Source organism: Chryseobacterium oryzae (genome assembly GCF_022811665.1).
Classification (GTDB): domain Bacteria; phylum Bacteroidota; class Bacteroidia; order Flavobacteriales; family Weeksellaceae; genus Chryseobacterium; species Chryseobacterium oryzae.
Map to the genome: position 1 here is coordinate 2,447,971 of NZ_CP094529.1, position 13,659 is coordinate 2,461,629.

Genomic DNA, 13,659 nt, shown 5'->3' on the forward strand with positions numbered 1-13,659 from the left:
GTTTTTAAAAAATGTAATTTTGCGACTATGAACTTCATTAAAAACAATCTCGCCAACGCCATTACGCTGGGAAATCTTTTTTCTGGATGCGTAGGTGCAGTACATTTACTTTTAGGTGATTATAAAATAACGACAATCTGCATTATTCTATCTTTAGTGTTAGATTTTTTCGATGGTTTTGTAGCCAGAGCTTTAAAATCTAATTCTAATTTGGGCGTGCAGCTCGATTCTTTGGCAGATATGGTGAGCTTTGGATTTCTCCCGGGATTGGCGATGTTTAAAATGCTGGAGCCTTTTGGTAGCGAGGCTTTCGGAATGCCATTTCCTTTTGAAATTAAATATTTCGGATTTCTCATTACGCTTTTTTCTTGTTTGCGATTAGCAATTTTCAATTTAGATGAAGAGCAGAAATATTACTTTAAAGGGTTGAATACGCCTTCCAACACGATTTTGATTTTTGGGATTTACTATTTCCTGAAGGAAAGTTCTTCACCCCGCATTTTTGATTCCGCACTGTTTGAAACGGCATTTATACTATTAACCATTTTATCTTCATGGCTTCTTGTTTCGCCTATTAAAATGATAGCAATGAAATTCAAGTCGATGAAATTGCAGGATAATTATCCCAAACTGGCATTATTAATCGGCTCAATTCTTATTTTGGCACTGTTTAAAATCGTTGGTATTCCTTTAGTGATTATTTATTATATTTTCATTTCAATCGTATTTCAGAAACAACTGAAGTAAAAAATAAAAGACAGAAAATTTCATCTTAAAATTAATACACTCTCAAATTAAAAAATGAACTTAAAACTATATAAACCTCTCTGCGTATTTGATCTTGAAACTACAGGAACCAACGTGGGAAAAGACAGAATCGTTGAAATATGCATTCTAAAAGTAAATCCCGATGCTTCAAGAGAAAGCAAGACATGGAAGGTAAATCCCGAAATGCCCATCCCAAGAGAATCGAGCGAAATTCACGGAATTTATGATGAAGATGTGAAAGACGCTCCCACTTTCAGAGAAATTGCCCCAAAAATTGTGGAAATGATTTCCGGAAGTGATTTGGGTGGTTTTAATTCTAACCGTTTCGATGTGCCTTTGCTTGCTGAAGAATTGCTTCGTGCTGATTTTGATTTTGATCTGAATAAATTCAAACTGGTAGATGCACAAACTATTTATCATAAAAAAGAGCCTAGAAATCTGGGAGCTGCCTATCAGTTTTATTGCGGACAAACCTTAGAAAATGCCCATTCTGCAGAAGCTGATGTTTTGGCAACGTTTGAAGTTTTGGATGCACAGGTGGGAAAATATGACGATATTCCCAACGAAATTAATGCATTGAGTGAATTTACTTTTCATAATAAAAATGCAGATTTGGCGGGATTTATCGGCATTAATGACAAAAACATTCCGGTTTTCAACTTCGGCAAGTATAAAGGTCAGTCTGTAAAAGAAGTTTTCAATAAAGATCTTGGATATTACGGATGGCTTCAGAATGCCGATTTCCCTCTTTACACGAAAAAAGTTTTCACGAAAATTCAGCTTACGGCTAAATTTTAAAAAATGAATGATTTAGTAAAGTTCAGATTCTACGAAAATGCATTGCAAGCCAATCGGGATAAGCAGATTCTGGCAGAAAACGGCATCAACGGTTTTATTGCCAATGAGCAGCTTATTCAGTCAGATTGGTTACTGTCGCAGGCTGTGGGTGGAATTCAGCTTCAGGTTTTTAAAGATGATTTTGATGAGGCAGAGAAAATCCTGAAAGAATATGAGGAAAACGAAAGTTTTGCTCTTGAAGTAGAACACACGATTGAAAATCCGGAGTTTGATTTTGTATGCCCAAAATGTGGATCAAATCATATTTATCAGGATGAAAAACCGGGTGGCGGCTTTGGTTTGGGAATTTTGATTATCGGAATTCCAATTAAAATCCCGAAAAACTTATATCATTGCTATTACTGTGGAAATGAGTTTAAACATTAAACACAGAATGAAAGGAAGATATTTTTCTTTTCATTTCAGTAATGATAAAGTTTAATTTGATGGAGAAATTTCAACATCATGAATTTAATAGCCACGATTGCAGCGGCATCCTTTTCTGAGTGAGGCGGCGGAGCGAAGCGGAGCCGTCCGAGCGAAAAAAAGATACAGCGGAAAGCGTGAAACAGCTCCTAAAATTAAAATGAGTGAGTTTAATGTATTATTTACTCTCTCGTAAAAAAATAAAATTATGAAAATAATCTGCATAGGAAGAAATTACAGCGAACATGCAAAAGAACTGGGAAATGACATTCCAGACAAACCTGTTATTTTTATGAAGCCAGATACAGCAGTTTTGAAAGGAAATGATTTTTATATTCCTGAATTTTCAGACGATGTACATTACGAACTGGAAGTGGTGGTGAAAATTTCTAAAGGTGGAAAGTACATTCAAAAAGAAGCTGCCCATAAACATTATGAGGAAATTGGTCTGGGAATAGATTTTACCGCAAGAGATCTGCAAAGCGATTTGAAAGCCAAAGGTTTACCTTGGGAATTAGCGAAAGGTTTTGACGGTTCTGCCGTAGTGGGAAATTTCTTCAAAAAAGAAAATTATAACCTAGAATCTCTCAATTTTTCTCTACTGAAAAACCAAGAAAAAGTACAGAACGGAAATTCTAAGGATATGATTTTCAAAATTGATGATATTATTGCTTTTGTTTCGCAGTACTTTACTTTAAGAGTAGGAGATCTTATTTTTACAGGCACTCCTGAAGGCGTAGGAAAGGTTTCTGAAAATGATATTCTGGAAGCCTATCTTGAAGGTGAAAAAACTCTTGATATCCGAATTTTGTAGAAATAATCTTGCTTTAAGGTGATTTTTTTGCTATCTTTAAAAGACAGAATTACAAATTAAAAGATTATGACTAACATTGTACTTCCCGTAGATTTTGGGGACAAAACAGACCAGCTTGTAGATGGTGCTGTAAAATTTGCAAAACAATTGAATGGGAGAATTTGCCTTATTCATGTAGCTCCTATTGATATTGGTTTTGCCATTGGTGATATGGGCTACCAATACTTTCCGGAAGTTGAAGGAAATGAAATTCGTGGTGAACTGGTACAACTTAACAAGATTAACCAGAGAATTATTGCTCAGGATGTAGACTGCGAACACATCCTTAGACAAGGTATTGCAAAAGATATTATTCTGGAATATGCCGATACCAAAAATGCAGAATATATCGTAATGGGATCCCACGGAAGAAGCGGTATTTACGATGTTTTTGTAGGCAGTCTTACCAAAGGGCTTACTAAAGATTCTAATATTCCTGTATTGGTATTGCCAATTCACGATTAATATAAATTTAGAGAAGCAAAAAAGACCGATCAAATAAAATTGACCGGTCTTTTTTTATATAACCAATTAATTAACCTTCTTTTTTGTAGATCTTTGGATCGTAGTAAGGATTCTTACCTTCTGTTGGAGAATAATATGCTTTGTCTTTATCGCCTCCTAGCGTTACCACAAGTACATAGCACCAGTACGTGAAAAGCACACAGCATACGATAAACAAAATCCAGTTTAATACGTTTCCAAAAGTATCGTAAAAACCGAAAGACCATTTGAAAACTCTGCTTAAGAATAGAAAGAAAGACGTCATTATTTTCCTTTTTTAATTTAACTTTGCACAAATTTATAAAAAATGTTTAGATTACTTTCAAAAGAAAGCAATATTTTTTCAATTCCTGTGTATATAGGGTTTCTTCTTTTTATAGTAATACTATTCAACATCCTGAATTTCAATACATACGAAGCAATTATCGCAGGAATTACTTTTGTAGGAATTGCATTGGGGTATTTTTGTTTTAATGCCATACAATTAAATTATCAAACTCATCTACCACTTTTCTTATACACATTTTTTATTTTCGGATTGTACAATGGCAATCTTGATATCGGCATTGCCGTAGCCCTGCTTACTAACTCTTTTATCCTACTGCTACTTACCAGTACAAATGAAGATATCCGTAAAAAATCTTATGTTTTGGTAGGATCTATTGTTGCTCTAAATTTTGTGTTTCTTCCCACGACATGGCCTATGATCTTTTTCGTACTCATTCATCTTATCGTGACTTCCGAAAGAGTGGGACTTAATATTTTCAGATTTCTATTGGGGATGATGCTTATTGCTATCAGCTACTTTTCTGTAATGTTTTTTCTTCATTTTAATGAATGGAATACCGCTTATATACCGTTTGGAAAAATGAAAATCGTAACAGATTATACTGCTTTATTCCCGCTAATTCCTATTGTACTGATGCTTATTTATTCTGTATACGATCATTTTGTACATTACAACAGCAAAAGCCCGGTCAGCAGATATAAATACACTTTTCTTCTAGTATTTTCATTAGCACAGCTCATTAGTATTATTTTATACATGGACAAGAATTATGAATATCTTCTGCTCCTTGCATTTCCTTCTGCGATTATTCTGAGTAGGATGATGAGATTTTTGCCTAAATACTGGATGAAAGAAACTTGCCTCTGGCTTACTATATTTTGTTTAATAGCTTTTAAAGCAGGAAACCATTTCAACTTATTTTAAAAACAAAGAATTATGATTCAAATAGACGATAAATTAATTTCTGAGGATATTTTTTCTGAAGAATTTGTATGTAACCTTACCAAATGTAAAGGAGCTTGTTGCGTGGAAGGTGATGTGGGAGCCCCACTAGACAAAGATGAGCTTGTAATTTTAGACAACATTTACGACAAAATAAAGCCTTATCTTACGGAAGCGGGTATACAAGCTCTCGATGAGCAGGGAACGTGGACTACAGACCCATCTGACGGTATGTATGTAACTCCAATGATTGAAGGTGCTGAATGTGCTTATGTAACATTTGATAAAAACGGAATTACCAAATGCGGAATTGAAAAAGCCTATGAAGACGGTGCCGTAGACTGGCAAAAACCAATTTCCTGTCATCTTTATCCAATTCGGGTAACAGAATATTCTACTTTTACGGCTCTTAACTATCATGAATGGCCTATTTGTAGTGATGCATGTACTTTAGGAAAAGAATTGCAGGTTCCGGTATATAAGTTTCTGAAAACGCCAATCACCAGAAAGTATGGAGAGGACTTCTATAATACGCTGAGTGACGTAGCCGATGAATGGAAAAAAGAATACGGAGAATAATAAAGCTTCAAAGTATTTACTATATTTTATCAATTTCAAAACAAAAGGCTGCTATTAATTATTAAAGCAGCCTTTTCATTTATAATTCTCTTATTCTTTCAATCTTTACAGATGCAGCCAATCCATTGGGGTTACAACCAGGCTCTCCTTCGGGTACTTTAAGATTTTTATCTGAATAAAATTTCTCCCAAAAAATATTGGTTTTACCGGTTTTAGGATCTAGAAAAGACATCGGTTCTAAAGTAAAAACATGTTCATTTCTAAAAGCTCTTTCAACAAAATCTGAACAGTAATACGAATTTTCATCTAAAATATAATTGAAATTATATGGCTTTCCCAACATAGAATTAGCACGTTTTATTGCTTCCGGAATACCAGTTTTAAATTCTGGCTTAAGACGGTATAATACCACTTTCTGACTGTCGTTTTTCTGTTCTTTTAAAAAATCATTCAATTTTTGTTTCTGAGAACCGCCTTTAGGTGCTGCATGTAGAACAAATATATCTTTCCCTTCTTTTTCCACAATTCCTACATGATCGAATGAGGCATTTTCAGTTTTTTGGGTAACATTATTTATTGCCCCGGAAAGTCCGTTACTTTTTGCAGTTACAAAAACCAAATCTCCATTTTCTAATCTGGAAGAATAAGAATTTTTACATCCTAAAAAGAGAAGAAAAAAAGTGCAGTAAATAAAAAATCTGAATATTTTTCTATTTTTTATAATTGGTTTCATACAAACTGATCCATTCATCTGCAGTCATTTTTTTACTAAGTTCGGCAATCAGTTCAAAAGGAATATCATCCATTTTTTTGAATCGAATACAAGATTTACCCATGTCTAATTTTCTTTTAGAATATTTTGGAAATTCTTCTGTAAACCAATTTAAAAGTTCTGGTTTTGCATAGATACCCATGTGATATATTGCAATAAAATTTTTCTGAGATGCCAAAGAAATAAATGGCAAAGGCAATCCCGGAGTACAATGATAACCGGGAGGATATTTCCCTAAAGGAACACCCCAACCAATCATTCCGTAACTGGTATTTTCTGCAAAACCTTTCGGCAGATGATCTCCTATGGTCACAAAAATTTTCCGGAAAACTTCCTGCCTTTCTTCCGGTAACTTCGAGATATACTCATCTATTAAATTAGAAACTGCTTTCATTCACTTTTTTTTCAAAATAACGAAAATTCAATTAAATAATAACTATAAGAATTTTCAGAAACATTTTTAGGAATAAAAAAAACAAAAGACACACTCAATTGTGCATCTTTCGTTAGATTTAATTTAATAATTATTGCATATCAAATATATTAACAGTTTTTATAATTTCCAATAGTTGTGAAAAAAAATCCTTTCTTTTTTGAAAGGATTTTAAAAATATTTTTATTTGAATGAATTTAGAAACCACCCGAATCTCCAAATGTAAATGTTGCTGAGATTCCTGCCCTTATAGTCGATAATGGGAACGCCGTAGATATTTTATACTTTGAGGTCATCTGCTCGTAGAATAATCTCAAATTTAGATTCTGGGAAACGTTATAATCAGCAGAAAGTTTAATATTCATTAATTTTTGTCCTCCTGTAACCTGAGAATCATTCAGCAAAATATTCATAATACTTGTGCGGCTGTCTCTTAAAGAAATATCTCCACGAATATTAAGATCCGAACCTTTAGCTCTTGCACCTCGCTGATTATTGGTTCCTAATCTGAAATTTCTCACAATATATCCCAATCTTACAACATACTCTGTATTGGCATCTTCTGTTAAAGTTTGATTCACTAATCCTAAAATTAATGATCGTACTTTATTGTACTGTATACCAAACTGCATATTGTTTCTCATCGTTACATCTACTCCAATTAGAGGAGAAAACGCCTCTGTATAACCTACCTGCGCAAATGTATAAGGATTTATAAAGTTATTGTTAACATCTCTTTGCGAAGTTCCTGCGTTATTTTGACTGTTGAAATAATCTATATTAGACTGAATCCCTGCTGCTGTATATGTTGCTGTATATCCATGCAGAATATCAAACTTACTGAACTGCCCGTTAATCATCGGAATATTTCTTAAACCTGAATAAATAATCCTCCAGTTTGGAATCGGAAGTCCAGATTTCTTAGGATTTGTCATTCGTTCAGGATTTTTTCCTTCAACAGCTGCACGGAATGCAGGGATTAAAACATAAGCATTAGAAATACTGTATCCATCTGCAAAACCATTAGGATTCAGGTTACTTCCAAGTTGTTGGGAAAGATTTCTTGCCTGTGTTCTTATGGCATCGTAAATATAATTACCATCTTTAAAGGATGAATTTAATAAAACCACAGTATTAGAATAAGACACCATATCGTTGGCAAATGTAAAATCTGGATTAGAATTTCCGAAATTGTCCCGATAATTGAAGCCTGTGTGAGAAAAATTTCTGTTGTATGTGCTTAATACATTAAAATCTATTCTAAAATCATTTATTGGAGAAACCTGCAAATCTGCCCTCAGTTCTCGGGTAGAAAGCTTTACATAAGGATCAATCATATAAGGAGAATCGCTTACCCAGCCTCTTTCCATTACCAATCTTCTAATGTCTGCCTGCGAACCGAATAAGAAGCCTAAAGAAGGACCTCCGAAATCCTGCCCGTAACCATAACCATTAGGGGAATATAGTAATCCCGGGATAACGCTACTGTTATTTTCGGTATAATTTACATTCAGCTGTTTAATAGACGTCAGCAAATAAGCTGCACTCTGAAATACCGAAAGTTTATTTTTAAACTTATAGCTTTTAAACGCATATCTCTTTTTCTCCCACGCCTGTGTATAAGCATTGTTTAGAGAATCCTGTTCCTGCTTTCTCTTTTGCAGCGTAGTAGCCATTCTTTTGAAATAACTGAACTGACTGAAAAACTTTGGAAGATCGGCTGAAGCATTGGCAGAAATAATATTGCTGTTCTGCCCAATAGAACCTAAACTTCCTTCTGGACTTGTAAGCAAAGCAGTAGATCTTGCATTCCAATTATAGGTAAAACCATATCCTACCTCAGCTTCAAGAAAATCTAAATAAGGTAAATGCTGAAACGGAAGTCTATAATTAAGCTGTACATTATGCTTGTACAGAACAGGTCTCCCTGCCCTGAAAACATTCCCGAATATAGACGAATTATTCATTGTATTAACGTCTATATTATCATTGAGAGTTCTGGTGGCAGAATTAATCTGCATTTTCAAGGATTTAGTAAAATTGAATTCTAAACCATATTGCCAGCCGAAATAGAAATTTCTGTTTTTCAGTGCAGCAAACTGATCATTAAGATTACCGCTCAGAATGGCATCAATATTTCTGAATTCAAGCTCATTATAATTTCTGTCTAATTCTGTACGGAAAGATACCCTTGTAGGAATCGGATTGAAATTGAATTCTTTCACCCATTTCAAATATTTTGCAGATTTTGCAGTATCGTTTACTATTTTTCTGAAAGGCCTCAATTCCCAAGGTTTGAAGCTGTAATTGTAATCTAAATAACCTCTAAGATATTGTCTGTAATTTTTCTTGGTATAAATATCTCGATAATGATCGTCGTTGTATACCGTTGTTAAAGAAAGGTTTTCAACATCATAAAATTTTGGTTTACTGTTGGGTTTTACTCTTTCTTTATGCATATTTACAACACCAATACTTCTTTGCTGTGTGTATGTTCTTGCAACTTTTTTAAGCTCTTCTCTGTTGGCAGCTTTTTTAAATTCTACATCGGTATCCAATGGATTATACTTAGGATCTTCGATGGTTTGAGAGTAAGAATAGTTTACCGGAATTTTCATCCCCGTTTTTTCAGGAAGAAATTTATCCACATTTACAGCAGTATTAATACTGAAAGCAGATTGTGTAGACTGGTTTCTTTCCGCAGGTTTAGAGTCTATATTCCCAAAACCTACAGAAGTATAAGAGGCACTGGTATTTACCGTTGCAAAATCTCCTAAGTTGAAATTTAAACTTGCATTTCCTGCATAACCACCATCATTTTCAATTTCAGAAAGACGAATTTCGTCTACCCAAATTACTCTACCACTCGCACCAATTCCTGAACGTGAATTATCTCTTATCCCAATCATTATCGTAGTTACGTTTCCTAATGATGGTCTACCTTTTACGTAAATTTTCTTATTTGTATCTCCCCAATTAGAAATCCATGTTCTATCGATAATTTTTCCTGAAAAATTTTTATCTCTGAATACTTTAGCATCAACAAAATCCTGAATATTAAAATCAACTTCATTTTCAATAGGCCAGATTTCCATCGGCGTAGTTGCCGTTCTTGGAGTATATTTCAGCGAAGATTCATATTCATAGTAGTTATCTGAAGCATCACTACCAAAACGAATAAAGAACTTAACATCTTTGTCAAGATAAGAAAATAAGGGATTGTCCAAATTTTGTCCATGCACAAAAAGCCTCAACTTTTTATATCTTCTCATATCCAATTGTACATTTTTGAAAACACCTCTTGCTTGGTCTTTCATATTTTTCACCTTCATATAAAGTGAAGACTCATTCTGTCTTTGTACTCCTGCATTACCACTTAAAACCTGCCTGTCAATTCCCGGAGGCAAAACATAAGGAGGTTGATTCAGTGCATTTTCTTCAATATTTACACTTCCTACTTCGAAGTTATCATTTAAACTTACATTACCATTTAAACCCTCCTCAGTAGGGGCTACAGTTTGACTGGAAATTAAATTAGGATATCTTCTCCAGTCTGATCTCACAAGATCCATTGTACCAAATCTCAAAGTTGATGTCTGATCAAAACCTGTTAATAGTAATCTGGCAAATCTTACATTATTTAGAATCGCAGGATCTTTCTCTCCTCCCAAATTCGGTTTACCAGAATTGTAATTAGAAATCGGAATTCTGAACAAATACCATTTTACATCATCCTTTTTCCCATCCTGGAAAGTTGCCGTTACCGTTTTTTGATCAACAATGTAATTACTTGTTCCTGTTGCTAAACTTGCAGGATCTAGATCAACAATATATTCGTTGTAGCTTTCGCTTTGGTCTAGATTATAATCTTTATTAATATCTTCTGCATCCGGAGTTTGTGTAGCAACTTCCAAAGAATTACTCTGCGAGTTTCCTTCCGGACCTCTAAAGTACTTGTATCTCTGAACCACTGAAGAAGACATATTTCCTGTGAATTTATCCGACATGTAGAATACAAAATCATCCAAAGCAGGATCTAATAAGTTAGTAACAGGATTCACAAATGTATTTCCGAATCTTGCAGTTTCCTGATCAGAGCTTAAACCATCATATCCTAAATCCTGAGCCGTTCTGTCTGCACCTTCAGTTGAGAAAGCATACAAAATTGGCGGTTGTTTTGGCTGAATTCCCCAGTTTGATGAACTTGTACTGGAAGGATTTCCCGCTGTTGGCAAACCGTTTTCATACTGCATTAATCCATCTTTAAGCACATCTTCCGAAACATTTCCTAAATGAAGCAAGAGCTTCGGATTAGTTCCTAAAGCGTGTCCGTCTGCGTAAGGATCCATCATCCAGAATTCAACATATTCAATATTTGAATTTACGAAATTGGAAACACTGATTGGCCGCATAATACCCGCCCATCTCTGAGCCGTACTCTCTGCATTTGGATTGGCATTATAAGGTCCTTTTTCCTGCGGATAATAAGAGATATCAAATGTATTGGTGAATGTCTGTTCGCCGGCTACAAAATCTCTGTTATTAAAGATTTCTGAAAACTGAACTCTTCTTGATGCGTGATTGGAAACCGTCTGCGGAGTAATTCCCTGTGGTGGTCTTCCTCCAACTCCCCAAAATCTCGGGTCTATATTATACCAAGACAATAATCCTCTTCCGTACCCATTGGTAAGATTATCATTAGCTCCGGCTCCGGCAAAAATAGGATTAGACTGATTTTTTTCCGGTTTTGAGGCTAAACTCCACGCACTCGGTTCTTTTAATGAAATTTTGGATGTTGTCTGTTCAAAATCATCAATGTAAGACTGGTCGTTTGTTCCTTTATTTAATCCCGGAATGAGATATGCTCCTTCCATTTTGAAATTAAGATTAGATGGAGCTTCTGTATTAATTCCCGGAATTTTATCGGTAAGTCTTGTAAGAAACGGCAACTGATTATTGTACATCATGTTGATTCCTGCCATGGTATTGTTTACTGCTTCCTGCCCGAAATTAACTTTCTGAGTAAGAGGAGATTCAGAATAATTTACAATGGTTCCTCCAAAGATGAAGTTTTCACTTACCCTTCTTTCTAAATTCAGACCTAAAAATCTTTTTCTCTGAGTATTGAATGTTAACTGATTTTCTAATGAAATATTGATCGCCTGTCCGGACTGTTTTACGGTTTCATTGATAATATCTACCGTACCCAACATATAATTGACGGTATAATCTATTCCTTCCGTAAGCTGAACTCCGTTTGCAGATACTTTTACCGATCCCTGAGGTACATTTACAGCTCCAAGAGAAATTCCCTGTCCTTGTGCTCCTTTATAACGGCCTTCAATGGTATATCTTTGTGCAAGATTACTTGCGCTTGCAACCTGCTTCTGCTGGTTATATAAATCTGAAAATACATATTGAGGATTATTCCCTACCAAACCTGCCATATACGATCCAAATGGCTGAACTTTGGTAAACATAATTCTTCCCTGAGACTGTCTGATGGTAATTCCTTCCACAAAATCGAAAACTCCGTCTCCCAAAACCCCATTATTACTCTGCAAATCTCCATTTACATTCAGACGATCCCAATTTAAGAGTTTTAGCAAATTGGTATCCTGAACCGAAGTATTGGGCAGATAATTTACTTTCCCTCCCGTTTTCGGATCTCTGTAAAAAACATTCAAAATAAAGCCATCCCGGTCTACCTGTACCGCATCCAAAGAATAAAAATTCTTCATCATTAAATTCCACATTGGAGAATTAACGTTTATTTTATTATTCGGTCTCAGTAATTTTGTTACCAAAACAGGACTTTCTTCAGAAAACTCTCCTACTTTGTACACCTGATTGGTTCCATTTACGGTATATGAATAAGAAACCGCTAAAAGCTGATTTTCGTTAAGTTTTTGGTTAAGAGATATATAACCTAATTGCGGGTGAAAGGTAAATTCGTTGGTATTTAAACGTCGTGCTTTGGTGTTGAAAACATAATGCTCTCCATTATCATAAGGCTGTGTGCTTCCCGGAAATGTTTGTCCCTGAAAGTTAGGAAGATAATTTTTACCCTGCTCTCTTGGACTACCTATTGCGGTATTTACCTGCTGATAAAGACCATTCTGAGAGTTATCCGGTAAACCGGAAGCACCTTCTCCCAAATCCCTGATTCCTATAATACTTTTTTGGTAGGCAAGGTTAGAATTCCCCTGATCGAGTACCCAAACTTCCATTCTTGAAATATTAATTCTCGAATTTATCTGTGGGTAATTCAGTAACGCATCGTCATAATTATTTAAAAAATACTGCCCAATAAAAAAGTGTTGGTTCTCTTCATAATCTAAAGCATTAATTTTGAATGTACTCATTGTACCACCTCCCTGCACAACAATATTTCTTGCTTCGCCCTGTTGTTGCGAAAGCACTACAGTTCCGTAAGTTTTACCAAGCTGAAACTCAGATTTGATACCAAATAAAGATTCAGAACCTCTGATAAGACTTGTAGAAAGCGGCATATTTACATTACCAAATTCTATTCTTTTTATAATTTTGTCTTCGCCTCCTGCATTCGGTTTGTGTACATCTCCCAAACCTTTTGTCTGAAGATCTTTCCAAGTTCCTTTTGCCTGCCAAACAAGATTCATTCGATTTTCAAAAGCGAAACCACTTTGCGTATCGTAGTTGGCTTTCAACTGTAGGTTTTCTCCCACTTTACCAATTAATCCCAATTGAATTCTCTGATTAATATCAAAAGCAAAACTGGTTCTGTTTTGAGGTAAAATCATAGGATTATCTATCTTCTGGTAAAGACCACCAAAATCAAAAGAAGCATAACCAGAAGGAATAATTTCAATTTTATTACTTCCAAAAATAGATTCGAAAAGCTTGTTGTTAATGGTAAGAGAAGGAATCAGACCTTTTCGGGCAGCACCGGTTTTATCCTTCCTGAACATAAGATTGTACTGATCCGACTTATCTTTATAAAAAGATTTGGACTGCTCTGCAAGCATAAATTCCTGATAATCTTCCGGAGACATTGCAACAGGCGGTCCCGTCACCGTATTTCCGATTTTAGGATACACATAATACATCCCAGTTTTTATATCGTAGTATGCCTCGTAGTAAGTAGGATCTGTAACCTCGTAATTTTTCCTGATGGAAAAACCCTGCTGATTCTGTTCCTGTGCAAACATATCTACAGAATAAAATATGAATGCCAAGAATATGTATATGCTGAGAAATTTATTATTTTTCACCAA

11 protein-coding genes are annotated in these 13,659 nt (G+C 35.0%); 7 read left to right on the top strand and 4 right to left on the bottom strand.

From position 1 onward, the window contains the following. Positions 1-27: 27 nt before the first annotated feature. The 5 genes from MTP08_RS11100 to MTP08_RS11120 all read left to right on the top strand — a co-directional run bounded on the left by MTP08_RS11100 (position 28) and on the right by MTP08_RS11120 (position 3,349). Positions 28-747, top strand: a complete 720-nt coding sequence (locus MTP08_RS11100; protein ID WP_243576012.1) for a CDP-alcohol phosphatidyltransferase family protein — start codon at positions 28-30, stop codon at positions 745-747. Positions 748-801: 54 nt separating this feature from the next. Continuing rightward, complete coding sequence (locus MTP08_RS11105; RefSeq protein ID WP_243576013.1) at positions 802-1,566, top strand: 3'-5' exonuclease; 765 nt, start codon at positions 802-804, stop codon at positions 1,564-1,566. Between the two features lie 3 nt (positions 1,567-1,569). Continuing rightward, positions 1,570-1,992: a putative signal transducing protein gene (locus tag MTP08_RS11110; RefSeq protein ID WP_243576014.1), complete on the top strand. Its 423-nt coding sequence runs from the start codon at positions 1,570-1,572 to the stop codon at positions 1,990-1,992. Positions 1,993-2,239: 247 nt separating this feature from the next. Further along, positions 2,240-2,845, top strand: coding sequence for a fumarylacetoacetate hydrolase family protein (locus tag MTP08_RS11115; protein WP_243576015.1), 606 nt, complete (start codon positions 2,240-2,242; stop codon positions 2,843-2,845). Between the two features lie 66 nt (positions 2,846-2,911). Next, complete coding sequence (locus MTP08_RS11120; protein WP_243576016.1) at positions 2,912-3,349, top strand: universal stress protein; 438 nt, start codon at positions 2,912-2,914, stop codon at positions 3,347-3,349. A gap of 70 nt (positions 3,350-3,419) precedes the next feature. Here MTP08_RS11120 and MTP08_RS11125 read toward each other — a convergent pair whose 3' ends face one another. Then, positions 3,420-3,653 carry a hypothetical protein gene (locus MTP08_RS11125; protein ID WP_209390847.1) on the bottom strand — a complete coding sequence of 78 codons (234 nt, stop codon included), beginning with the start codon at positions 3,651-3,653 and terminating at the stop codon, positions 3,420-3,422. Between the two features lie 42 nt (positions 3,654-3,695). Here MTP08_RS11125 and MTP08_RS11130 point away from each other — a divergent pair, with 42 nt between their 5' ends. Continuing rightward, a complete protein-coding gene (locus tag MTP08_RS11130; RefSeq protein WP_243576017.1) occupies positions 3,696-4,601 on the top strand; it encodes a DUF6427 family protein in 906 nt (301 codons plus the stop codon). A 12-nt stretch (positions 4,602-4,613) separates the two neighbouring features. Then, positions 4,614-5,198, top strand: a complete 585-nt coding sequence (locus MTP08_RS11135; RefSeq protein WP_243576018.1) for a DUF3109 family protein — start codon at positions 4,614-4,616, stop codon at positions 5,196-5,198. Positions 5,199-5,277: 79 nt separating this feature from the next. Here MTP08_RS11135 and MTP08_RS11140 read toward each other — a convergent pair whose 3' ends face one another. The 3 genes from MTP08_RS11140 to sov all read right to left on the bottom strand — a co-directional run bounded on the left by MTP08_RS11140 (position 5,278) and on the right by sov (position 13,656). Next, on the bottom strand, positions 5,278-5,931 hold the full coding sequence (locus MTP08_RS11140; RefSeq protein WP_243576019.1) for a YiiX/YebB-like N1pC/P60 family cysteine hydrolase: 654 nt from the start codon (positions 5,929-5,931) through the stop codon (positions 5,278-5,280). Then, on the bottom strand, positions 5,909-6,364 hold the full coding sequence (locus tag MTP08_RS11145) for a DUF1801 domain-containing protein (RefSeq protein WP_243576020.1): 456 nt from the start codon (positions 6,362-6,364) through the stop codon (positions 5,909-5,911). The genes MTP08_RS11140 and MTP08_RS11145 overlap by 23 nt, the downstream gene beginning before the upstream one ends. A 236-nt stretch (positions 6,365-6,600) precedes the next feature. Continuing rightward, on the bottom strand, positions 6,601-13,656 hold the full coding sequence (gene sov / locus MTP08_RS11150) for a T9SS outer membrane translocon Sov/SprA (RefSeq protein ID WP_449508586.1): 7,056 nt from the start codon (positions 13,654-13,656) through the stop codon (positions 6,601-6,603). Positions 13,657-13,659 lie beyond the last annotated feature (3 nt).

Coding starts and splice junctions, on each gene's coding strand:
- MTP08_RS11100 (WP_243576012.1), top strand. CDS start 28: ATGAACTTCATTAAAAACAATCTCGCCAACGCCATTACGCTGGGAAAT.
- MTP08_RS11105 (WP_243576013.1), top strand. CDS start 802: ATGAACTTAAAACTATATAAACCTCTCTGCGTATTTGATCTTGAAACT.
- MTP08_RS11110 (WP_243576014.1), top strand. CDS start 1,570: ATGAATGATTTAGTAAAGTTCAGATTCTACGAAAATGCATTGCAAGCC.
- MTP08_RS11115 (WP_243576015.1), top strand. CDS start 2,240: ATGAAAATAATCTGCATAGGAAGAAATTACAGCGAACATGCAAAAGAA.
- MTP08_RS11120 (WP_243576016.1), top strand. CDS start 2,912: ATGACTAACATTGTACTTCCCGTAGATTTTGGGGACAAAACAGACCAG.
- MTP08_RS11125 (WP_209390847.1), bottom strand. CDS start 3,653: ATGACGTCTTTCTTTCTATTCTTAAGCAGAGTTTTCAAATGGTCTTTC.
- MTP08_RS11130 (WP_243576017.1), top strand. CDS start 3,696: ATGTTTAGATTACTTTCAAAAGAAAGCAATATTTTTTCAATTCCTGTG.
- MTP08_RS11135 (WP_243576018.1), top strand. CDS start 4,614: ATGATTCAAATAGACGATAAATTAATTTCTGAGGATATTTTTTCTGAA.
- MTP08_RS11140 (WP_243576019.1), bottom strand. CDS start 5,931: ATGAAACCAATTATAAAAAATAGAAAAATATTCAGATTTTTTATTTAC.
- MTP08_RS11145 (WP_243576020.1), bottom strand. CDS start 6,364: ATGAAAGCAGTTTCTAATTTAATAGATGAGTATATCTCGAAGTTACCG.